Origin of the sequence: Mycobacterium bourgelatii, from assembly GCF_010723575.1 — a bacterium.
Lineage (GTDB): Bacteria > Actinomycetota > Actinomycetes > Mycobacteriales > Mycobacteriaceae > Mycobacterium > Mycobacterium bourgelatii.
In genome coordinates, this window is the sequence record NZ_BLKZ01000001.1 from 5,241,225 (window position 1) to 5,264,263 (window position 23,039).

A 23,039-nucleotide genomic window follows, 5' to 3' on the forward strand; every position below is an offset into this window, starting at 1 on the left:
GATGAAATGCCGCCTGTGCGACTCGAACCGAATGCTCAGTGTGTTGGACCTTGGCGCCACACCGCCGTGCGAAAAGATCCTCTCCGCGGACGAGCTGGACCTGCCTGAACCCACCTTCCCGCTGCACCTGCGGCTGTGCGAAGACTGCCTGCTGCTGCAGATTCCCGCGTTGATCACGCCGGAGGACACCTTCACCGAATACGCCTACTACTCTTCGTATTCCGACAGCTGGGTGCGGCACGCGAAATCCTTTGTGGAAGACGCGGTCCGACGACTGGGGCTCGACGCCGACTCGTTCATGGTGGAAGTCGCCAGCAACGATGGCTACCTGCTGCAACACGCCGTCGCCGCGGGCATACCGTGCCTGGGCATCGAGCCTTCCGTCAACGTTGGTGCCGCCGCCGTCGAACGGGGCGTCTCGACGTGGACGGAATTCCTCGACGAAGACGTGGCGCGCCGCGTGCGCACGCAGTACCGGCCGGCGGATCTGGTGGTCGCCAACAACGTCTATGCCCACATTCCCGATCTGCGGGGTTTCACCAAGTCCTTACGCGGATTGCTCGCCGACGACGGCTGGTTGAGCATCGAGGTGCACCACGCGCTGAACCTGGTGTCCCTCGGCCAGTTCGACACCATTTACCACGAACACTTCCAGTACTACACGCTGTTCTCGGCGACCTATGCGCTTGCCCAGGCCGGGCTTGCCGTGGTGGATGTCGAACTGCTGCCGACCCACGGCGGGTCAATCCGGGTGTGGGCCCGGCCCGTGGAGTCCGCCGGCGCGCCGACGGCACGGGTTTGTGAGGTGCTGCTGATGGAAGAGGCTGCGGGACTTCATCGCTCGGACGGCTATCTGCAACTGCGGCGGCGCACCGAGGCGATTCGTCACGACCTGCTGGCGTTCTTGTTGCGCTGCCGCGCCCAGGGGAAGCGCGTCGTCGGGTACGGGGCGCCGGGCAAGGGCAACACGCTGCTGAACTACTGCGGGATCCGCAGCGATCTGCTCGAGTACACGGTCGACCGCAATCCTTACAAGCACGGCCATTTCACACCGGGCACCCGGATTCCCATTCACGACCCCGAGATGATCGCCAAGGACCGTCCGGATGTGGTGTTGGGACTGCCGTGGAACCTGGAGCCCGAGCTCACCGACCAACTCAGCTATATCGCCGAATGGGGTGGCCAATTGGTCTTTCCGCTCCCGACCCTGCACGTCGCGGACTTGAAGTCGCGCAGCGCCGCGCTGCGATGAGCGGCTGCCGAGGGTGCGGCGGCACCGAACTGACCAGGGTGTTGGATCTGGGGAATCTGCCCGCGGCAGATGACTTTCCGTTGGCAACCCAACCGATCAGTGCCAGCGAGTCGGCCCATGCACTGGCGATGGATCTGTGTGGGTGCTGCGGGCTTGCCCAACTCGCCGATGACGACACCATCACCGCCGAACCCCGCGGGATCGAACCGCAGGCCCTGCGCGACCAGGCCGCCGACGCCGTCCAACGCGTGGCGGATGCCGGCTTGCTACGTGGCACGACGATACGCGAATTCGGCAGCCCGCATGGCGGTACGTGGCTGCCGCTCCTCGCCGAACGCGGGTTTGTGGTGGCCCCCGGAGCCGCGACTGACCACCCGGCGGATATCGTGCTCGATTCGTTCGGTGTCATGCACGACCCCGATCAGCGTGCCTCCTTCGAAGTGCGGGCAAAGGCAACCGCACCGGACGGGCTGTTGCTGGTGCAGTTCCCCTCGCTCATGGCGATGGTGACGCAAGGGCAGTGGAATGCGTTGCGGCACGGTCACTTCGGCTACTACTCACTGACCGCCTTGATCAGGCTGCTCGATGCCGTCGGGATGAGCGTAGCCACGGCGTGGGAGTTCGACCTGTACGGTGGCACCTTTCTGGTGGCCGCGGTGCACGGTCGGACCGAGCCGGACGAGCGCATCAACGACATTTTGCAGCGCGAGCGGGATTTCGGGGTGACGGATCCCGATGTGCTCGGCCGGCTGCAGCGAGCCGTCGAAAGTCACGCGGCACAGCTGCGCGATTGGCTTGTCGCGCAGGCGAACAGCCAGCACACGGTGTACAGCTACGGCGCCGGTTCGCGCGTGCCAGCCCTGTTCAGCATCGCCGGTGTCGATCGAAGCCTCGTCGCCGCAGTCGCCGACGGCTCCCCCCTCAAGCAGGGGCGCCGCATCCCGGGAACCGATATCTCGATCATCTCCCCCGAGCAGCTGATCGCCGCCGATCCCGACCGCGTACTGCTCACGCTGCCGGACCTGTACGACGAGGTTCGGGACCGCTACCCCCAACTCGACGGGCGCTGGTGGGTTGATCCCGGCCCGGTGGGGGCCACGGTACCGCGATGACCGCCCGTCGAGTGCTGTGGCTTTCGCCATGGCTGCGGCCGCTGGCCCGGGTCCAGGCCGAGGCGTTGCAGCGGCGTGGCACCGAAGTGCTGTTGGTGACCTCCGACCAGCATCCGGAGTCCGACGCTCCGCGAAGCTATGAACTGGTGCTGGACCCGCGATTTCGCACGGTCGCGACCTGGCCTGACACGGTTGCCGCCTGGCGCCGGGTCCGCGACTTCCGAGCGGACGTTGTGATCACCGAGTTGGTTCGGGATCCGCGCTGGATCGCGCTGACCGGGCGCAAACCACGGATACAGCTCGTCCATGACGACCGTCCCCACGACGCGGGCGAACAGCGGCCGGCTTACGAGCGTGCGGTGTTTGATCGCTGGGGTGCGCGGTCGGCGGCCACCGTCACCTACAGCCGCTACGTCGCGGCCGCCGTCACCGCGCGGCGCGACGTGGCCGGCACCGACGTGCACGTGGTGCCCCTCACCAGCGACCTGGACGCGAAACATGTTCCGTCGTTGGTCAGTTCCTACGAGCGTCGTGACTTCGTCATGATCGGCCGACTCAACCCCTACAAGAACATCGACGTCGTGCTCGAAGCCTGGCGGCGTCACGTGGACGGCGGTGAGTGGCGTGGCGACAACCTGGTGCTCATCGGCGACGGGCAACTCGGTGACCGCAGACTGCCGAAGCACACACAATGGCGCGCCGGCAGGTACCGCTACTCCGACGTCATCGAAATGCTCGCTGCGGCAAAGGGCTCTGTTGCCCACTACCGGCGTGCCTCACAAAGCGGAGTGCAGGTGCTCTCCATGCAGCAGGCGGTGATGCCCATCGTTTCCACGGCCGGTGGCCTGCCCGAATACCAACCGCCCGAATGCGCTCCGGTGGGGATCGACGACGTGGCAGGGCTTGCCGCCACGTTCGACCGGCTCGCCGATCCCGCGGTGGCGGCCCGCTCCGGCGTGGTCGCGGCGCGGCATTACGCGCAGCGCTGCACCGTCGAGCACGCCGCGGATGGGCTACTGAAAGTCATCGACGAGGTGTTGTCACCTGCCGCGAGTGGACGCAACAGCCACGCACCGCGCAGAAGTCGTGCACGTATTGCTTCGGCATGGCGAACGGATGAAATTCATCCGACCTCACCATGGACATCTGGTCGCGCTCGACGTCGAACTCCGACACCGGCCGCAGCCCCGACTCGGTGATGGCATACACGAAGTAGCCAAGGTCTTCGATCTCGTCGAATAGCTTGGAGATTGGCACGTCGAGATGGCGCTGTTCGATCTCGATGAGTATCGAGGGGCGCCAACGCCGAAACATCTCGGCGCCCCCGCGCAGCACGGCCGTCTCGTGCCCTTCCACGTCGATCTTGACGAAATCCACTTCAACGCCGTGCAATTCGTCGTCCAACCGAACCACCGGGACTTCGATCTTGCGGACGGTCACATCCTGACCGTCGAACCCGTGCGCGAGACTGCCTTGCGCGGTCACCTGCCGATTGCGCCGTTCTGGCACCAGGATTTCCGCGCTACCGACATGATCGGATACCGCGACCGGACTGAAATGCACGCCGGGGCGGGTCGTGGCGAGTTTGCGCAGCATCGGCGCGTTGTCCGGGTGCGGTTCAAAGCTGTACACCTGCCCGGACGTTCCGACGCGTCGGGCCAGGTGGTAGGTGAACAGGCCCCAACTGGCGCCCACGTCGACCACCGTCGCCCCGATGGGCGCAAAGTGATCGGCCACCGTCATCGCGAGATCCTGGGAACTTCTTCGCCGCCAGAGCATCTCGGTCGCGGTCGCCATCGCGGCGCGGCCGAGGTATCGCCCGACGTTCCGCACCGTCACATACTTTGCGGCCCAATTGGCTGCTTCGCTGTGCAGCAAGCGGTCCCTCACGGTCACTTTGTTCACCTGCCTTCAGTTTGGTTCGTAGGTGTGGCCCGTGCGCGTTCCAACGCCATCCATAGGTGCGCCAGTCGCTCGTACCAGCGATCCAGCCCGAAATCGCCTGCGCGGCTGCGGGACGCCGCGCCCAAGCGCGCGCGCAGCGATTCGTCGTTGACCAATTCGGTTAGCGCGTCTGCGATCTGATCGGGACACCCAGGTGCCACTGCCAGACCGGTCACCCGATCGGTGATGGCCGCGCCGATGCTGCCCACCAACGTTGTGATCGGCGCCAGCCCACAAGCCATCGCCTCCAACAGTGCCATCGGTAGACCCTCGTCCCGGCTCGGTAGCACGAAGACGTGTGCGCTGCGCAGCAACTGGTCACGCGCGACCGGTTCGAGCCAGCCCGCAACGTGCATCGTCTCGGTGAGACCGGCCGCTTGGATCGCCGCACGCACCTCGTCCACCTCGCCGTCGCCGGCGAGCGTCACCCGCAGTCGGGCGCGAACGTCCTCGTCGAGCCGTCCGACGGCGGTGATCAGGTCGTAGCTGCCCTTACGCGCTCCCAGCCTACCCAGCGACACCGCGTGCACCCGCTCCACGCCAGATTGGCGCACCGGGAACTGCGGAATCGCGACGGCGTTGTGCAGCACCACGATCCGGTCACTGGGCAGCCCCAGCCGGCTTGCGTACTCGTCGACGTGGCGCTCCCCCAGCACCAACCACTGGTCGGCCGCGAGCAGACGCCGGACGGCTCGTTGCACGGTGGGCCGCAGCCCGTCGAACCACCCACCGAAGTCGTAGCTGTGGGCGTGCACCACGGTGGGCACCCCGACCCACCGGGCCGCCGCCAACGGCAGCGCTTTTCGCATCACGCTGCCGCCGTGTGCCAAATGGACGTGCAGGATGTCGGCGCGCCCGCTGAGCACCTGCCACGTGGCGCGCAGCATTCCGGCCACGCCGACCCACAGCCGATACCAGGCCGCACCCTCGATGTAGGTGGGCATCACCGTGATGCTGACCCGCTCGTCGGGATGGGCGGCCATCAACGTGACCACCGTCGCCATGCCGCCACGGCTGGCGGCCTGGGCAGGCGCGGGACCCACCACCAATATGCGGCGCTGCCCGGGCGTCATGCGGCCGGTCCGGCAAGGATCAGTTCCTCGGTGGGCGCGTCCTGACTCTGCGACGCAAGGCTTTTCCTGCGCAGCTTGGCGAACGCCAACGCCGATCCCAACGCCATGCCCAGGGTCATCGCATTGGCCGGGTCTTCCGGCAGCGGATCGACGATGCACATCACCAGCAGACCGCAGCTGACCGCCGCGCTGATCTTCGCCGGCACCGACGCGCTGCGCAGCCCGCGAACCATGGGCGTGAGGGCAAACAGCGCGAACGCACCCATACCGGCCGCACCGGCCTTGGCCAACCACCAGAGGTAGAAGTTGTGCGCGTAAGTGGTGCCCAGCGACTGCGTGAATTCGGTTGGGTCATCACCCCCGAACGGCAACTGGTAGGCGTAGCCCAGGCCGTGGCCGAACACCGGCGCAGCGGCGATGGTCTGGTTGAGGTTGGCATCTTCGGCAAGTCTGGCCAGTGTGGACGGGTCGACCGCGAGCGCGTTGGTGGACGTTCTGCCGAGCACCCGGTGACTGAACCCGGTGATCTGATGGCCCAGCCAAGTCCCGGCCGTGGTGTCACCCAACAGGAACAGAGCACCGGGTAGCGTCACCGCCAGAATCCCGGCGCCGATCAGGGTGAGCCTGGCGGCCCGCCGCACCGCCGACCAGCCCATGCTGGCAAAGAACGCGACGACGGCCGCCACCCCCACCGAGAGAAGGGTGTTCCGAGAGAACGCCAACACCGCAATCACCAATGCGGGCAAGCCCAAAGCCAGGTAGGCCACCGGTTTCACGCGGCCCGCGATCTGGGCCGCCACCAGGGCGGTCAACACGGCGATGGCCGGTATCAGCGTGGACGTGATCACCCGGTTGGCGGCATCACCGGTATCCATCTGCAGGCTTTCGGTCCGGCCGGCCAACCGGATGCCCCCGGACGATCCCAGGATGGCCATTCCGGCTGAGAACCACAGGGTCAGGGCCATCGCGTGCATCGACAGCATGATGTGGCCGCCGTACACGATCACCAGCGCCAGAATGAACCCGGCCACCATTTCGAGCAGGAACGTCGCTTCGCGAACGACGATCGCCGGCATGTGCCCGCTGGTAAACCCAACGGCGGCAAAGTAGATCACCGTGGCGGCGAACATGCCCGGCAACAGGAAGTCACCGAACTGCAGCCGCACCTTGGGCAGCAGGAAGCAGATGGCCAGCACCAGGACCACGTGGGAGGCGTAAATCGCCACCGGGCCAATGATTTTGCCGACGTGCAACCCCTGCGGCAGCGCGGCACAGCTCAGGAACAGCGCCATGCCGATCATCAGTTCCGGCTTGGCCCAGTACACGATGAGGCAGAAGGTGGCGGCGATCAGGATGATGCCCTGCGTGGTGTTGCGTACCGACATAACACCAAAGGCGAAGCACACGAAACCGAACAACGCCAAGAAGACTGCCGCCATCACCAAGCGATGGCGACTGCGCAGGTAGAGAATCACGCCGGTCCGCTGACCTTGGCGCGATAGGTGCGCGCGGAAGCCTTGGTGTGGCGTGCTATTCGCGCGTCGGTGAGCACGGTGCCCACGACGTTGGCGCCGGCCGCGCGCAATGCCGTCAGCGCATCCGCCAGTTCATCCTCGGTGGTACGACCGGCCCGGACCACCAAGACCGTGGCGTCCAACGCGCCGCCGAGCAGACCGGAGTCCGCGGCGGCCAGCACCGGAGGACCGTCGACCACCATGCGATCGAACGTCGTCGACATGTCCTTGAGCACCGTGTCCAGCACCTCGGGCAAGTAGGCGCTGCAGGGCAGGGTCTCACGGCGTACCGAGCGCGCCGCGAGGACGAAGAGCTTGGGAATCGCGGTCGGCTTGGTGGCCTCGGTCGCGATCTCGGGATGGGACAGTGCGTTCGACAACCCCTCCCCCGACTCGACTTTCAGCAACCCCGCGATCACCGGCCGCCGGGTGTCACCCTCCACCAGCAGCACGTCTTCACCGAGTTCGGCGAACGCCCGGGACAGGTTCAGCGCGGTCGTCGTGGTCCCCTCACCGCCGAACGGCGCCGCCAGCAGCACCCGACTGCCGTCGGGGCCCATCGCCCGCAGCAGCCGCGCGCGCAGGCCGCGGACAGCGTCGTCGAAAGAGATGTCGGTGCCGAACCTCGGTGCACCGCCTCGGCTTCCGGGTAACTCGGCCAAAGTCGGTAGACCAGAGAGGCTTTCCAGCTTCTGCCGGTCGCGCACGGTGCGGTCGGCCGCGTCGCGGGTCAGCGCCACGCCGGTGCCCAACAGCAGCCCGGCCACCAACCCCATCGCCATGTTGCGCACCGGTACCGGCTTGACCGGGTGGTCGGGTACACCCGGCTGCTCGACGATGGTCGCCTTGGCCTTCGGCAAGGCCAAGGGGGTCTGCGACACCGCGGCCGGTGGCACCGGGGCCTCCGACGGCGCGATGGTCGCATCGCTGGAAAGTGGTTGCGCGGTGGGCTGTTCCCCGTCGACCGTGGGCGGCGCGACCGACGTCGGGGTGGGGGTGGCGGCCGCCGGGGTCACCGTCGCCTTGGGGTCCGCACCGAGTGTCCCGACCATGATGCTGAACTCGTCGGCCACCGCTTTCGCCAGCGTCGCGGTGCGTTTGGGATCCGTGTCGGTGACGGTGATGGTCAACAACGTCGACTTCGGCGTAAACGCCACCTTCGTCTGGTTCGCCAACGCGTCCGGAGTTATCGGCAAGCGAAACTGCGCCACCGCACGTTCGGCAACTGCGTGCCCGCCGGCAATCGCCGCATACGACGACAAGCGTTCCTGGGCGGCCTGCGTGCCCTGGTACACCTGCATGAGGTCGGTCTCGCCGCTAAACGAGATGAGGAGGGTGGCCGACGATTCGTAACTCTTCGTCTGGAACGCGGTGACGGCCGCGGCACCGGCAAGGCACGCGAGCATCGGCCCCGGCAAACAGCTTCCAGTGCTGGATCAGCGTCCGAACGAAGGTGCGAAAGTCCATACACCCATACCTCCCTGGGAGCTAGCTAGGTGTGCGACAGCGCCTCCGTGACGAAAACGGCGCCTAACGTGTTAATTCCCCCCGCGCACCCATGCCAAACCATGAGTTGATTCTTTTGCCAATTTACCTACTATTGGTATGGTAAGCAAGCAGTAGGCCAGATGTCAGTATGTGGCCGGCAGGCCCGGTCTCAGGGTTTAGGGGTGGACGTCAGCACCTCGCGCTTAATATCCAGCGTCGCGATTGGGTAGAAACCGGACTCGTCCCGGCCATCGCGCGCCAAGTGCATCGGCGGATAGTGCACCGCATTCGACCCGTTCGGCTTGTGCTGCTGCCATTCGATCACCGCACGTAGCGTGTAGTGCCCGGGCGGCAGGTCCTTGAGTTCAACGCGGACGGTCTCGGTGGTGGATGCCGGGGTCGGCTGGTTGCTGGTGCTGCTGGGCTGATCGGTGACCAGCTTCTTCAAGTCCACGTTCGCGGGCAGATTCCGAACCACGCGGCCGTTGAAGTCGACCAGTCGATAGCCGGGCGCCCACTTCTCGGTGGCCGCCGCGGCGCCGTAGTTGGTCCAGGTCACCCCGATCGTCGCCACATTGTCCTGCAGGCCTTGGGACCCCTGACGGGCTTCCACCGAGTACCGGTAGCCGGCCACCGCGTTCGCCTGGGCCCACAGCACGTACAACTTGGGGTCCATCGGCGAGGTCGCTTCCTGGTCCGGGAAGTTGATGCTCGACGTCATCGACACGTGGTACCGGATGACGTCCCGCAGCCCCTTCTCGTAATAGGCCTGCGGCGTGGTGCCATCCGGCAGCTGGCACCATTCGGTGATCACCGGCGCCGTGGCCAGTCGCTGCTTGAGTGCGGCGACGAGCGGGTCAGAAGTCTGGACGTAGTGCGACGAGTTGGTCTCGGCCCAGGTCGGCAGCGGCGCGTACACACCCAGGCAATCCGAGCGGATGCCTACCGGCGCGGCCAGCTTGTTGGTGACGTCGTCGGCCAGTAGCTCGCGCACGATCTCGGGGTTGTTGGGCGTCACCACCAGTTGCGTGCGCGGAAACGCGCCGACGTTGGCCGCGACCAGCTTCCGGATCGACGCGGTGGTGATGTTCTGGTCGCGGTACTGGCTGTAATACCCGAGCGCCCCAGGGCTTTCGTCGGGACCCGGACCGCCCGCGTTCAGCGCGTCGCGCAGGAAGGCGATGTGGTTCTCGCTGAAGTCCCCGTACCCGGAGAACTCGAACACGCTGAGCCGTTCGTCGCCGTCGTAACGGCGACCCAGCGCCGCCAACAGTTGACCGAAATCGTCCAGGTACGTGGGGTCATTGAAGTTCGGCACCACATGCGTGACGCCGGGCGTGGGACTCTTGGCCCCCGCGGTGTAGCTGGTGTTGGTGCTGGGTATCGCACGCACCCAGTCGGGGATGGCGATGTTGGTGTTGTCCGGATACGACGAGTTGCAACACGAGTTGTAGGCATAAACCCGAAGGGTCAGGCGCATGCCTCGCTCGGCGAGTTTGTTGAGCGCATCGTCGATCACGCTGAAGTCGAACTTGGCGTCGTCGGGAGCATCGGGGGGCAGGGTGGCCGGGTCGGCGGGCTGCAACTGTCGCCACGACACCCGCAGGCTGGCGTCATACGACGCGGGCCACGCCGGATAACGCCGCTGCACGGGCTCGCCCTGCGGGAACAGCGGCTGCATCAGGTCTTCGTACTGGCCGCGCAACGGATTCGGTATCTCCTGCGCGGCCGGCGGTATGGCTGGACTGGCCATCGCGGCCAATGGGCCGTCGGGGCTCCGGTTCCTGCTGCACCCGGTTACCAACCCGGCGAGCAGCAGCGTCGCGCACGCGACAACGACAACGATGCGGTTCCTAATGTTCATCCACTCTCACACTTTGAGCTAGATGGCACCCAGCGACAGCGCCTCGCGATCGGCGAGGAACGGCATGGGCATCCAGCGAGCGGACAACAACGCCTCCATGGCGTTGCCGGGGACCGGGCGCGACAGTAGGAATCCCTGTGCCCGGTGGCAGCCGTGTTGCATCAAAGTCAATGCGGCAGTGGGGGTTTCGACACCTTCGGCGACCAATTGCAGTCCGAACGCCTCGGCCAGGCCGATGATGGCCCGAACGATCGCCAGGTCACCGGCGTTGGTGCCAAGGTCGCGCACAAATCCGGTATCGATCTTGAGCATGTCGACCGGAAGCGACTTCAGATGCGACAGCACGGCGTACCCGGTGCCGAAGTCGTCGATCGCGATCTGGACTCCGACCTCCTTGAGTTCGTGCAGCGTCTTGCGCGTCGCCTCGATGTCGTGAACCACCGCGCGCTCGGTGATTTCGAGGCAGACCGAACCGCCGTCGATGCCGAACTCGTCAATCGTGTCGGCGACGCTGCGCACGAAACCGCGGGTGATCAGCTGCACCGGAGACACATTGATGCGCAGGATGGCGCTCTGGCCTACGCCGTTGGCGCGCCAGCGGCTGAATTCGGCGCAGGCACTTCGCATCACCCAGCGGCCGAGCTCACCGGCCAAGTTGGTCGACTCCGCCACCCCGATGAACGAGTCCGGCAGCAGCAGACCCCAGATTGGGTGCCGCCAGCGGACCAGCGCCTCGGCCGCCACGATCGCCCCCGTCCACAAGTCGACCTCGGGCAGGTAGTGCAGCAGCAGGGCTTCGCTGTCGATATCGCCCTGCAGATGCAACTCGATGTCGTTGCGGAAGGCACTCTTCAGCGACATGTCATCGGTGGAGACGGCGACCTGGTTGCCGCCCGCGCGCTTGGCCGTCAGAACCGCCTCGTCGGCGCGGCGCAGCAGGTCGGTGCTGTTGTCGCGTCCCGGCATCCCGACTGCCAGTCCGATGCTGACCGTACGGGTGATCTGGTGGCCGCCGATCGCCAACCGCTCGCGCAGCATGGTGCCGAGCCGGCGGGCGAACGCCTCGGCCCCACCCGACGACATCGTCTGGTCCGGAATGACCACGAACTCGTCGCCGCCGAGCCTGGCGATCATGCTCTGCGGGCCCGCGCAGACCCGCAGGCGTTGCGCGAAGACCCGGATGAACCAGTCCCCGGCCGTGTGGCCGAGGTAGTCGTTGATGGACTTCAGCCGATCGAGGTCCATGTACAGGACCGCCACCGGGCCGGGGCTGCCCGACGCCAATCGTTCGGACAGGTGGGCGACGAGCGCCCGGCGGTTGTACAGACCGGTCAAGTCGTCGTGCTCGGCCAAATAACGAAGCTTCTCCTCGGCAGCGATCCGCGCTTGCAGCTGCGCGAAGAGGGCCGCGACAGCCTCGAGCGTGTTGATCTCTTCCTGCCTCCACTTGCGGGCGCCGAACTTGACGAAGCCGAGCACACCGGTGGTCATCTCGCCCGACACCAGCGGTGCCGCGGCCACCGACGGCGATGCGGCCTGCCTGGCGCCCCCGATCCAGCGGGATCTGCTGTTCTGTTCCGGCCTGATCACCACCGGTTTTCTGCCGTGCTCGCATTGGGAAAGCACCGGGTCGGCGCTGGTGAAGTGGACGATGGCCTGCGGGTCCGGATTCGGAACGTCTACGCGCGGAGGCCATTCCGCGACCAGCACCGACGCACGGATTTCGTGGTCATGGTGCCGCAGGAAGCTGGCGTCCACATCGAACTGTTCGACGAGCTGCGCGAGGACCTTTTCACTGACCTGCGTCGCCGTGGAGGCGGTGGCCTCCATCAACTGCGTTGCTACGGAGGTAACAACGAGATCCAGGCTGCGTGGCAACGAGGACCTCCGATACGTGCAACGGGTCCCCTGCCCGTTAGACGGGGCACGGGGACGGTCTTCATTGGCAACTTTCGGATGCACAGCCGTGAGCATCGAAAGGAGGACCGAAGCGGGTCCGCGGTTCGTAAATAGTCCAAAAAGCGTAACATGCGCACGCCTTTTGGATCGGCCGAGACAAGTGCCAAAAGAGGGCCGGCTGAGGGCTGGCGCAGGCCGCCGCGGACCGCCGTCGCGGACCGCCGTCGGCTAGGGTTGTGCGGGCAGAATTTATCGCTGGTGACTTGCGCCGGCCCGGGGGAAAATCGCCAGGTAAATGAGGACGGGGGGAGCACGCCACATGCCTGTCGCACGTACGGCCAAACGTTTGCTTGCGCCGGCGGCGAAGACTCTGGCGCCCCGCCTGTTCTGGCGGCGCAAGTACGGCATTCTGCAACGTCTCGGCGAGACCCGGCCAGACGTGCAGCTGGCGCGTTCGCTGTGTGACCCCAACCGGGTCTCCGTGGACATCGGCGCCGACGTCGGCGAATTCAGCATCGCGATGCTGACGGCGTCGCGCTCGGTGATCGCGTTCGAGCCGCGCCCCGCTCAAGCCCGTGAGTTGGCGACCATGTTCGCTGCCGTCGGCGCGCCCGTACGCATCGAAGCGGTGGCACTGTCGGACGAGCCGGGCGTCACGGCCATGCGGGTGCTCGAAGCCGACCCTGGCCGCAGCACCATCGACACCGACAACGAGCTGAATGACTTTGATGACGCCACCGGCCCGGTACAGACGATCGAGGTTCCGGTGCGGCGCCTCGACGACCTGAAACTGGATGACGTCGGCCTGGTGAAGGTAGACGTCGAAGGCCATGAGCTGGCCGTGCTGCGCGGGGCCACCGACACGTTGACCCGCAACCGCCCGGCGATCCTGGTGGAGGCCGAGGAACGCCACCACCCCAACGCCGTGGCCGAGATCACCGAACTGTTGGCGGGGCTGAACTACACGGGCTACTTCCCGGTGGGCGACGAGCGACGGCCCATCGCGGAGTTCGACGCGGCCGTGCATCAGAACCCCGCCAACATCGCCGGCGCTGACGAAGGCTGGGCCACCCGCGGGGTGTACGTCAACAACTTCGTGTTCCTGCCCAACGCGCGCTAGCCCCGGCACCACTGGGCGCCGCCGGGCGCCACCGCGAGCAGACGCAAACTCGTACGTTTTCGTGCCGAAACGTACGAGTTTGCGTCTGCTCGGCGTGAGACAGCTCACAAAAGTGGCCGGTGATGTCACACCTGGGCGCGCCGCGGTGTCTGAAGGGCAGCAAGACCCGAAAGACACGAACAAGGAGGTTCAGATGAACGAGTACACCGGCCAGCGCCACCGCGTGGTCGTCATCGGCGGCGGATATGCCGGAACGATGGCCGCCAATCACCTACGGATGCGCGACGACGTCGACATCACCCTGGTCAACCCCCGCCCCGAATTCGTCGAGCGTGTCCGGCTGCACCAGTTGGTAGCGGGCACCGGCACGGCGACCGCCGATTACGGCACGCTGCTCGGCGAGGGCATCCAGTTGGTCGTCGACAGTGCCGAGCGCATCGACGCCGAGGCTCGGCGGGTAGAGCTGGCCTCGGGTGCCGCGCTCGACTACGACTACCTGATCTACGCCGTCGGCAGCACCGGCGCCACCCCCATCGCCGTGCCCGGTGCGGCCGAATTCGCTTACTCCGTCGCCGATTACGAAAGCGCGACCCGGCTGCACTACACCCTCGTCGACGTGCACCCGGACAGTCCGGTCACCGTCGTCGGCGCCGGCCTGACGGGCATCGAGGTCGCCTCCGAGCTGGCCGAGGAGGGGCGTTCGGTCACCTTGATCTGCGGCGGCATCCTGGGTCCGTCACTGAGCGCGCGCGGCCGCCGGTCGGTCGCCAAGCACCTGCGCAAACTCGGCGCAAATGTGCTCGAAGACGCTAGCGTCAGTGAGGTGCGGTGGGACTCGGTGATTCTTGCCGACGGCACCAGGCTGCCCAGTGCGGTGACGATCTGGACGGCCGGCTTCGGTGTGCCGGACCTGGCCAGCCGCAGCGGGCTTCGCACCGACGCGCTGGGTCGGCTGCTCACCGACGAGACGCTGACCAGCATCAGTGACGACCGCATCATCGCCGCGGGTGACTCCGCCGCACCGTCCAACCAACCCCTGCGGATGAGCTGCCAGGCCGCCTTCCCGTTGGCCGCACAGGCCGCGAACACGGTGCTCAGCCGCATCGCCGGAACCACGCCGGCGGCCCTGAACCAGGCCTTCACCGGTCAGTGCATCAGCGTCGGCCGCAGCTACGGGACCATTCAGTTGGCCCACTTCGACGACACTCCCAGGGACATGATCATCGGCGGTCGCATTGCCGCTTCGATCAAGGAAGCGGTGTGCAAGGGCACGCTGTGGCAGATTCGGCGCGAGGCCGCCAAGCCCGGCTTTTACCGCTGGCTCAAGGGCGGCAACCGCGCGGCCCAGCTGCAGGCCGTCGCGGCGGACAAGGAGGTCGTGGTCCAGTGACGAACGCGACAGACGGCGGCGAGCACGCCGAAAGGTTCACCCTGCTAAGGCCATTGCTGTTCACCATTGCCTACGAAATCCTCGGATCGGCAACGGAATCCGACGATGTGCTGCAGGACAGCTATTTGCGGTGGGCCGCCGTCGATCTGTCGACCGTTCGCGATACCAAGTCCTACCTGGCCCAACTGGTCACCCGGCAGGCGCTCAACGCATTGCGGGCCGGCGCCCGCCGCCGGGAGGAGTACGTGGGGCCGTGGCTGCCCGAGCCGATACTGCTCGACGAGCAGGATCCGTCCGCCGATGTCGTGCTGGCGGAATCGGTTTCGATGGCGATGTTGGTATTGCTGGAAACCCTGAGCCCGGACGAGCGCGCGATCTTCGTGCTGCGCGAGGTGTTCGGATTCGACTACAACGAGATCTCCGACGCGGTGGGCAAGCCGGCGCCGACGGTGCGTCAGGTCGCCCACCGCGCTCGGGAGCACGTACAGGCGCGGCGCAAGAGGTTCGACGCGGTGGACCCGCAACGCAATGCGGAGCTCACCGCGCAGTTTCTGGCGACCGCCGCCAGCGGTGACGTGGAGACGCTCATGACGATGCTGGCCCCGGATGCCACCTGGATGGCCGACAGCAACGGCAAGGTGAGCGCAGCCCGTCGACCCATCGTCGGCGCCGACCGGGTGGCCAGGGCGGTCAGCGGCATGATGCGCAAGGGCGGCCAGGGGCTGCGGGTGGAGTTTGTGACCTGCAACAGCGCACCGGCGGTGCTGATGTACCTGGGTGAGCAGCTGCAAGGCGTGATCTCGGTGGAGATCATCGACGACAAGATCACCAACTTCTACGTGATGCGCAATCCGGAAAAGTTGGCGGCGCTGGCCACCGCACGCTCGATCAGCCGCGGCTGAAGACGGCCAGACGACAGGTCCTGGCGTGCGGAAACCCGCAGTTCTGTCAAGCTAGGGCGGTGCGAATCGACCGGCTCGGCGATCTAGGCGGCGCCCCCGAGGTGCTCCGCGCCGTCGGCCGAGCCACCAGTCGGCTCGGTTTGCCGCCGCCGGCCGGGCTGACCGGCGAATGGTTTGACGCGCTGGCGGTGATCGCACCGAGCGTATCCATCCAACCCGTCGACCCCACGGACGCGTTTTCGATCCCGATGGGGCCAACAGACCAGGTCGGCGGCGTTCCCGGGGCGATCGGTGGCGGTTGGGTCGGATATCTGTCGTACCCCGACCCCGGCGCTGACGGTAAACCGCACCGGATTCCCGAAGCCGCAGGTGGCTGGACCGATTGTGTGCTGCGCCGTGACCGCGACGGGCAGTGGTGCTACGAAAGCCTCTCGGGTGCGCCCATGCCGGAATGGCTGGCCAGCACCCTGCTCGCGGTACCCGCCGCGGCACCCAGACCGGCACAGATGTGCCGAATTGAGTGGGAAAAGGGCGATCGTTCAGCACACCGCGATGGTGTGCTGAGCTGCCTCGAAGCGATCGCCGCCGGAGAGGTCTATCAGGCGTGCGTGTGCACGCAGTTCACCGGAACCGTCGTCGGATCGCCGTTGGACTTCTTTGTCGACGGCGTCGCCCGAACGTCACCGGCGCGGGCGGCCTACGTCGCCGGCGGGTGGGGCGCCGTGGCTTCGCTGTCCCCCGAGCTTTTTTTGCGCCGCCGCGGCACCAACGTCGCCTCCAGTCCCATCAAAGGCACCCTGCCGCTGGACGCGTGGCCGTCGGCGTTGCGGGCCTCTCCCAAAGAGGTCGCCGAGAACATCATGATCGTCGACCTGGTTCGCAATGACCTTGGGCGAGTGGCGATCACCGGCACGGTAACCGTTCCCGAGCTGCTGGTGGTGCGCCGCGCGCCTGGCGTGTGGCACCTGGTGTCCACCGTCGCCGCACAGGTACCGCTCGAGGTTCCGACCTCGGCACTGCTGGACGCCGCCTTCCCGCCGGCTTCGGTCACCGGAACACCGAAACTTCGTGCCCGCCAACTCATTTCGCAATGGGAACGGAATAGGCGCGGAATATATTGTGGCACAGTAGGTTTTGCTTCACCTGTGGCCGGGTGTGAACTCAACGTCGCCATCCGCACGGTCGAGTTCGACACTGCGGGCAACGCCGTGTTGGGTGTCGGAGGCGGGATTACCGCCGATTCCGATCCCGCCGCCGAATGGGCGGAATGCCTGCATAAAGCGGCCCCGATCGTGGACTTGCCGGTCACCGCGACGGCCATCCGGGTCGGTTAACCCAGCAAACTTTCGCTCAGAGCGAACACGTCACAATTTTTTCGTAACCGCCCCCCGAACCAGCGCGCATGCATAAGCTCGGGTGATCGATACGTGTCTTTGGCGTATTGAATCTGAGAGGGGTCCGTAATGAGAGTCGCCATCGTTGGCGCTGCGGCTGCTGCCGTAGTAGGTGGGGCGCTGGCGGTCACGCCGTTGACGTTCTCCACACCGACGAAGCTGTCGACTGGGACGTGCACCGCAGGTCAGCAGTGCGATCGGCTGGCATCGGTCCTGATGCCCAACACCGGCACGCAGCCGACACCGATCACCGGGCCGCAGACGCCGGGGGTCGTCGAGCCACCTGCGGCGATAGCGCCGGAGCCGCCGAAACCGGCCGCCGAGCCCGCAGTCGCCACGCTGCCCGGGACTGGCACTGGGGGCTCCGACCTGCTGCCGGGGAACAGCAACGTAGCCCCGGCCGCCCTGCCCCCGGCGAGCGCCCTGCCTCCGGCGGGACCCGTGGCGGACGCCGCGCTGCCACCGGGCATTGACTCGCCTGCGATCCCTGGCATCGGGCTTCCGCCCGGCATCGGGATTCCCGGCTACGGCATCCCCGGGATCGACCCCTTCGCCCTGGCCGGCGCGCCCAATGCCATAAACGGGGTGAACACGGCCTATGCGGTGGTGAATGGCCTCATTGGTATCGGCAACAGCGCCACCGGCCTGGTGACCTCCAGCGCGCTGGCCGTCACCTATGTGGTGCTCGCCTACAACATGCTGCAGTCCTCGGGCATCTTGCCGGTGGCTAACAATGCGCTCGGCTCCATCGGCAACATCCTGCTGCCGCAGGCGGCGGCGATGCCGGCCATGGCCCTACCCGGTCTGCCCGGTATCCCCGGCCTGTCGCCGGGAAGCCTGATGGCGCTGGCGGCGGCGGGCGGTCTGCCCGGCATCGGTCTGCCGAGTCTGCCGGGCTTTGCGCCGCAGGACCTGGTGAACCTGGCGGCGAGCGTGTTGCCGAGTCTGGGTCTGCCGGCGCTGCCCCCCGGCATTGGACCGCAGGACTTGATGGCACTGGCCGCTGGTGGTCTCCCGGCGCTCGCCGGGGCCCTGCCGAATCTGGAGGCCGCCTTGCCGGGTCTCGCGGCCGCACTACCTGCCCTCGCGGCGGGTGCGCCCGGGCTGCCCGCTCTGCCGCCGCTGCCGGGGCTCGACCCCGCAATGCTGGCTGCGGCGCTGCCGCAACTGGCGGCCGCGGCGGGCATTCCGACGAGCCTTCCCGCGCTGGCCGCAGGGTTGCCGCAGGGTCTGCCTCCGCTGCCGGCGTTGCCGCCCCCGGCGTTGCCGGCACTGCCTCCGCACCCTCAGCTGTGCACGCCTGGCTTCGGCCCGATCGGGTTCTGCACGCCGTGACCTAACGGAGCTTATGGCTCCGGGTCGTCATCTAGGCCGTCGTCCTCGTCCGCAGCCCGCCGGGCGAGGATGACGGCGTCATACAGCTGTCTGGTGCGCACTTCCGGGTAGGCCGCCGCAACCTCGCTGCACGCGTCCTTGATGCGGATCCCTGCGGCCACCAGGTTTTCGACCTCTTGGACCAGGGCGTCCAGCGTCGTCTCGTCGGCGGTGCGGGGGACGGCGTTCGCCCCGGCCACCACCACGGTGATCTCGCCGAGCACGCCACCAGCCGCCCACTCCGCCAGTTCGCTCAGCGATCCGCGCACCACTTCCTCGTGCACCTTGGTCAACTCACGACAGACCGCTGCCGGACGGGCGCCCCCGAGCTGCTCGACGGCGTCACGCAAGCAAGCGGCCAGCCGACGGGGCGACTCGAAGAACACCCAGGTGCGCGATTCGTCGGCCAAGGACGCCAGCCAGGCCCGACGCGCCGAACCGCGGCGCGGGGCGAACCCCTCGAAACAGAACTTGTCGGCCGGCAGTCCGGACAGGACGAGCGCGGTGGTCACCGCCGACGGCCCGGGCAGACACGTCACCGGGATTCCCGCCTCCACACACGCGGCGACCAGCCGGTAGCCGGGGTCGTTGATGACCGGCATTCCGGCATCGCTGACCACAAGTACCGTCGCACCCGACGTCATGGCCTCGACCAGGGTGGCCGCGCGGGAGGCTTCCACCCGGTCGTAGAGGCTGATCACTCGGCCGGTCAGCTGAAGGTCTAAAGCCTTGGCCAGGTTTCGCACCCGTCGTGTGTCCTCGGCCGCCACCACGTCGGCAGTGGATAGCGCTTCGATTAGTCGCGGGGAGGCGTCCGAGGGTTGGCCCAACGGGGTCGCACCGAGCAATAGGCGACCAGAGGACATGACGGACAGAATACGATCGACACCGATGACCGCCCCGTCCGAAGTCGCCGCTGCTCCAGGTGAGGACGGCAGCGCCGGCGCCGCCGGCGCCGAGGAGCGGGCGATACCCCTGGTCAGCCCGGGGCCGCGGGTGCCCGTCGCCGATTTCGGACCGACGGACCGGTTGCGCGGGTGGCTCGTGACCGGCGTGATCGCGTTGCTGGCCATCCTGACGCGCTTTATCAACCTGAATTCGCCGACGGATGCCGGCACTCCCCTGTTCGACGAGAAGCACTACGCGCCGCAGGCGTGGCAGATCCTGAACAACCACTGGGTGGAAGACAACCCCGGCTACGGCCTGGTCGTGCATCCGCCCGTCGGCAAGCAGATGATCGCGCTCGGCGAAGCCCTGTTCGGCTACACCGGACTCGGGTGGCGGTTCACCGGTGCGCTGATGGGCGTGGTCCTGGTGGTGCTGGTGACTCGGATCGTGCGACGGATCAGTCGCTCGACGCTGGTCGGCGGCATCGCAGGCATTTTGTTGATCTGCGACGGCGTCAGCTTCGTCACGTCACGGACGGCGCTGCTCGACGGTTTCCTCACCGTGTTCGTGGTCGCCGCGTTTGGTGCCCTGATCGTGGACCGAGACCAGGTTCGGCAGCGGATGCACGTCGCGCTCATGGAGGGTCGCATCGCCGAGACGGTCTGGGGTCCTCGGCTCGGTGTGCGCTGGTGGCGGTTCGGCGCCGGCGTGCTGCTCGGGCTGGCCTTCGCCACAAAATGGTCCGGCCTGTATTTCATCGCGTTCTTCGGCGCGATGTCACTGGCGTTCGACGTCGCAGCGCGGCGTCAGTACCACGTGCTGCGACCGTGGCTGGGGACCGTGCGACGGGATCTCTTCCCCACCGGATACGCGCTTGCGCTCATCCCCTTCGGGGTCTATCTGGCCAGCTACGCGGGCTGGTTCGCGTCGGAGACGGCTATCGACCGCCACCAGGTCGGCCAGACCATCGGTCCCGACAGCATCGTTCCGCTGCCCGACGCCGTCAGGTCGCTCTGGGACTACACGGCCAAGGCTTTCCATTTCCACTCGACGCTGACCAATTCCGCCGGCAACCACCACCCTTGGGAATCCAAGCCCTGGGCATGGCCGATGTCGTTGCGGCCGGTGCTCTACGCCATCGACCAGAACGACGTCAAAGGCTGTGGCGCGCAATCGTGTGTCAAGGCGGTGATGCTGGTCGGCACCCCGGCCATGTGGTGGCTGGCGGTGCCGGTCCTGGTGTACGCGGCCTGGCGGATGTTTGTGCGTCGCGACTGGCGATACGCGGTGGTGTTGGTCGGGTATTGCGCCGGCTGGCTGCCCTGGTTCGCCGACATCGACCGGCAGATGTACTTCTTCTACGCCGCGACGATGGCGCCTTTCCTGGTGATGGCCATCGCGCTGATACTCGGCGACATCCTGTACCAGCCACGGCAAGGCGCAGAGAGACGCACGCTGGGGATGATCGCCGTCTCCTGTTACGTCGCCCTGGTGGTGACGAACTTTGCCTGGTTGTTTCCGATCTTGACGGGTCTGCCCATCTCCCAGCAGACCTGGAACATGGAGATGTGGCTGCCCAGTTGGCGATGAGTTCTGCGGACTGGCGCCGAGATTGCCGCTACGGCAGTCCTTTTACCTCCATCCACAACCACGGCGGCAATCTCGCTGCAGTATGTCGGGGACGCTCAGCATGATCACTGCGTGACCGAAGTCTTCATTGGCAGTGAGGCTCTGGCCGGCGGCGCACCTACCCGTGGGCAGTTGCGTTGGAACTACCGGAAAGTTCATCGTGATGTCTACGTCCCACGGGACGCCCCGAGGTCGTTATGGGACAACATTCGGGCCGCCTGGTTGTGGTCAAACCGCAGGGGTGTGATCGCCGGCCGGGCCGCCGCAGCGTTGCACGGGGCGAAATGGGTCGACGACTTTACGCCGATCGAGCTGGTGGGGCCGTTGAACCATCCGTCGCCCGGCATCATCGTCCGGCGGGAGCGGATCAGCTCCGACGACGTCGTGGAACTCGCCGGCCTGCCGGTGACGAGCCTGGCTCGCACCGCGTTCGATTTGGGCCGGCATCTGCCCCGCGGCGTCGCCGTCGCAAATCTCGATGCCCTCTCCAACGCGACGGGAATCTCTGCCGATGACGTAGCCGAGGTGGTTGGTCGTCATCGAGGCGCACGTGGCGTGCGGCAATGCCAGGTGGCGTTGTCTTTGATGGACGGCGGCGCCCAATCGCCAAGAGAAACCTGGCTGCGACTGGTCCTCATCGACGGCGGTCTGCCCCGACCCGTCACGCAGATTCGGGTTACCGACGGCAGGCGTGTTGCCTTCATCGACATGGGCTATGAGGAGCCAAAGGTGGGGTGGAGTACGACGGAGAGCAACATCGCACCGTCCGACCACAGTATGTCGATGACATCAAGAGATCCGAGATGGTCTACGGCCGCGGCTGGAACGTCATCAAGGTGATAAAGGAGGACCGCCCCTACATGATCGTGCAGCGGGTCGGCGACGCATTGGCACGCCGGTCAACGCCGAGATTGCCGTGACGGCTGTGGTTCGGGCCCAACCCACCACCATGACGGCAATCTCGACGACGAAAGCTACAGGGAATCCCGCGCGACCGGACACGACATGCACCGAGGCCCGCCGCGGCCGGTGCCCAACTCGGACCCGGCGATGGTGAGCACTTCGATGCCCGCATCGCGCAGTCGGGCGTTGGTCTGCACGTTGCGCTCATAGGCGACGACGACGCCGGGCGCCAGCGCCAAGGTGTTGTTGCCGTCGTCCCACTGTTCGCGTTCGGCGACGTGCGGATCCCGTCCGGTGTCGATGACGCGCAGCTTGTCGATTCCCATGGCGTCGGCGGCGGCTTCCACGAAGGGCGCCGCATCGCTGATGGTTACGCCGTCGGACGTCCGCTTGATGGTGAACGCCGAGAGTGAGTCGACGACGTTGGCGTACATCACCACGGTGTCGACGTCGACCATGGTGCACACCGTGTCGAGGTGCATCTGCGCGCGCTGTTGAGCGATCGGCACGGCCAGCACCGTGTGGGCGAGGTCGTCGTCAAACAAGCTGCGCGCCAACGCCTCTGCCCCGGCCGGGGTCGTCCGCTCCCCCACTCCGATGGCGACCACGCCGGGGGCGAGCAGCAACACGTCACCGCCCTCGACCGGCGCCGCCCGGGATTCGAAGGCCTTGCGCACACCGGTGAACCGCGGATGGTGGGCGTAAATCAGATCGGTCAGCGCCGCCTCGCGCACCCGCGCCGGCAGGGCCAACGACGGAATCACGATCCGCGGCCCGATCCACATCGACGAGTCCCGGGTGAACACCAGGTTGGGCAGCGGATCGATGACGAAGTCGTCGCCACGATGCATCCGCAGTACCAGCGAGTCGTCGGTTCGAGTCTCCGGCGGCAACTCGTCGAACCTCATACCCGCGGTCAGCACGTGCGCCAAAGCCGCGGGGTCGAGCCCACGCAGATGCGCCGAAAGCTCCTGCGCCAACGGAACTCCGAGCCGGCGCGCGTCCACCGCGGAGGCCACGCCCTGCATCCGCGCCGCGCCACTGTGTTGCAGCGCCTCGGTCAGCAGGTCGGCCAGTAGCAGCACCTCGACGCCGCGCGCACGCAACAGCTCGGCGAATTGGTCGTGCTCCTCCTGCGCCCGCGACACCCAGGGCAGCCCGTCGAACAGCAGTTGGTCGTTGTTGCGCGGATTGAGTCGCTGCAGTTCGGCCCCGGGTCGATGCAGGATGGCGACGCGCAACGCCCCCACTTCGGAATCGGACCCCAACTCGACCACAGATAAACCGTAGCGG

The 23,039-nt window shown here is 66.8% G+C and carries 15 protein-coding genes and 3 pseudogenes; 10 read left to right on the forward strand and 8 right to left on the reverse strand.

Annotated features, from left to right (window positions below; translation table 11 throughout):
• Window position 1 precedes the first annotated feature (1 nt).
• The 3 genes and pseudogenes from G6N68_RS22345 to G6N68_RS22355 all read left to right on the forward strand — a co-directional run.
• Window positions 2–1,252, forward strand: a complete 1,251-nt coding sequence (locus tag G6N68_RS22345) for a class I SAM-dependent methyltransferase (protein ID WP_163717033.1) — start codon at window positions 2–4, stop codon at window positions 1,250–1,252.
• Window positions 1,249–2,364 carry a class I SAM-dependent methyltransferase gene (locus G6N68_RS22350; protein WP_163717035.1) on the forward strand — a complete coding sequence of 372 codons (1,116 nt, stop codon included), beginning with the start codon at window positions 1,249–1,251 and terminating at the stop codon, window positions 2,362–2,364. Before G6N68_RS22345 ends, G6N68_RS22350 begins: the two co-directional genes overlap by 4 nt.
• Window positions 2,361–3,407: pseudogene (locus G6N68_RS22355) on the forward strand (glycosyltransferase family 4 protein); the annotation flags it as partial. The gene G6N68_RS22350 and the pseudogene G6N68_RS22355, both read left to right, overlap by 4 nt.
• Here the strand turns inward: G6N68_RS22355 and G6N68_RS31090 are convergent.
• The 6 genes and pseudogenes from G6N68_RS31090 to G6N68_RS22385 all read right to left on the reverse strand — a co-directional run bounded on the left by G6N68_RS31090 (window position 3,388) and on the right by G6N68_RS22385 (window position 12,125).
• A complete protein-coding gene (locus G6N68_RS31090) occupies window positions 3,388–4,161 on the reverse strand; it encodes an FkbM family methyltransferase (RefSeq protein ID WP_308205891.1) in 774 nt (257 codons plus the stop codon). The pseudogene G6N68_RS22355 and the gene G6N68_RS31090 sit on opposite strands and share 20 nt — an antisense overlap.
• Window positions 4,162–4,265: 104 nt before the next feature.
• Entirely contained in the window at window positions 4,266–5,381 is a 1,116-nt protein-coding gene (locus G6N68_RS22365; RefSeq protein ID WP_163717042.1) for a glycosyltransferase family 4 protein, read from the reverse strand.
• Window positions 5,378–6,820, reverse strand: a complete 1,443-nt coding sequence (locus tag G6N68_RS22370; RefSeq protein WP_240355567.1) for an O-antigen ligase family protein — start codon at window positions 6,818–6,820, stop codon at window positions 5,378–5,380. The genes G6N68_RS22365 and G6N68_RS22370 overlap by 4 nt, the downstream gene beginning before the upstream one ends.
• 32 nt (window positions 6,821–6,852) lie before the next feature.
• Window positions 6,853–8,362: pseudogene (locus G6N68_RS22375) on the reverse strand (tyrosine-protein kinase domain-containing protein).
• A gap of 190 nt (window positions 8,363–8,552) precedes the next feature.
• Window positions 8,553–10,247 carry a hypothetical protein gene (locus G6N68_RS22380; RefSeq protein WP_163717046.1) on the reverse strand — a complete coding sequence of 565 codons (1,695 nt, stop codon included), beginning with the start codon at window positions 10,245–10,247 and terminating at the stop codon, window positions 8,553–8,555.
• 18 nt (window positions 10,248–10,265) lie between these two features.
• Window positions 10,266–12,125, reverse strand: coding sequence for a putative bifunctional diguanylate cyclase/phosphodiesterase (locus G6N68_RS22385; RefSeq protein WP_163717048.1), 1,860 nt, complete (start codon window positions 12,123–12,125; stop codon window positions 10,266–10,268).
• Between the two features lie 340 nt (window positions 12,126–12,465).
• On the opposite strand from G6N68_RS22385, the gene G6N68_RS22390 reads away from it, so the two are divergent.
• The 5 genes from G6N68_RS22390 (at window position 12,466) to G6N68_RS22410 (ending at window position 18,287) form a co-directional block, all read left to right on the forward strand.
• Window positions 12,466–13,266, forward strand: a complete 801-nt coding sequence (locus G6N68_RS22390) for an FkbM family methyltransferase (RefSeq protein WP_163717051.1) — start codon at window positions 12,466–12,468, stop codon at window positions 13,264–13,266.
• A gap of 193 nt (window positions 13,267–13,459) precedes the next feature.
• Entirely contained in the window at window positions 13,460–14,656 is a 1,197-nt protein-coding gene (locus G6N68_RS22395; RefSeq protein WP_163717053.1) for an NAD(P)/FAD-dependent oxidoreductase, read from the forward strand.
• Window positions 14,653–15,558: an RNA polymerase sigma-70 factor gene (locus G6N68_RS22400; RefSeq protein WP_163717055.1), complete on the forward strand. Its 906-nt coding sequence runs from the start codon at window positions 14,653–14,655 to the stop codon at window positions 15,556–15,558. The genes G6N68_RS22395 and G6N68_RS22400 overlap by 4 nt, the downstream gene beginning before the upstream one ends.
• Before the next feature lie 59 nt (window positions 15,559–15,617).
• Entirely contained in the window at window positions 15,618–16,892 is a 1,275-nt protein-coding gene (locus tag G6N68_RS22405; protein WP_205351412.1) for an aminodeoxychorismate synthase component I, read from the forward strand.
• A 129-nt stretch (window positions 16,893–17,021) separates the two neighbouring features.
• Window positions 17,022–18,287 (forward strand): hypothetical protein, encoded by a 1,266-nt coding sequence (locus tag G6N68_RS22410; RefSeq protein WP_240355569.1) that lies wholly within the window; start codon window positions 17,022–17,024, stop codon window positions 18,285–18,287.
• Window positions 18,288–18,298: 11 nt separating this feature from the next.
• Here the strand turns inward: G6N68_RS22410 and rsmI are convergent, their stop codons facing one another.
• Entirely contained in the window at window positions 18,299–19,192 is an 894-nt protein-coding gene (rsmI, locus tag G6N68_RS22415) for a 16S rRNA (cytidine(1402)-2'-O)-methyltransferase (protein WP_163717058.1), read from the reverse strand.
• A 25-nt stretch (window positions 19,193–19,217) separates the two neighbouring features.
• On the opposite strand from rsmI, the gene G6N68_RS22420 reads away from it, so the two are divergent.
• The gene (locus G6N68_RS22420; RefSeq protein WP_240355570.1) at window positions 19,218–20,804 is read left to right on the forward strand and encodes a dolichyl-phosphate-mannose--protein mannosyltransferase; all 1,587 of its coding nucleotides are present in this window, start codon (window positions 19,218–19,220) and stop codon (window positions 20,802–20,804) included.
• A 111-nt stretch (window positions 20,805–20,915) separates the two neighbouring features.
• Window positions 20,916–21,763: pseudogene (locus G6N68_RS22425) on the forward strand (type IV toxin-antitoxin system AbiEi family antitoxin).
• 54 nt (window positions 21,764–21,817) lie between these two features.
• On the opposite strand, the gene arcA reads toward G6N68_RS22425, so the two are convergent.
• Window positions 21,818–23,023 (reverse strand): arginine deiminase, encoded by a 1,206-nt coding sequence (arcA, locus tag G6N68_RS22430; protein ID WP_163717064.1) that lies wholly within the window; start codon window positions 23,021–23,023, stop codon window positions 21,818–21,820.
• Window positions 23,024–23,039 lie beyond the last annotated feature (16 nt).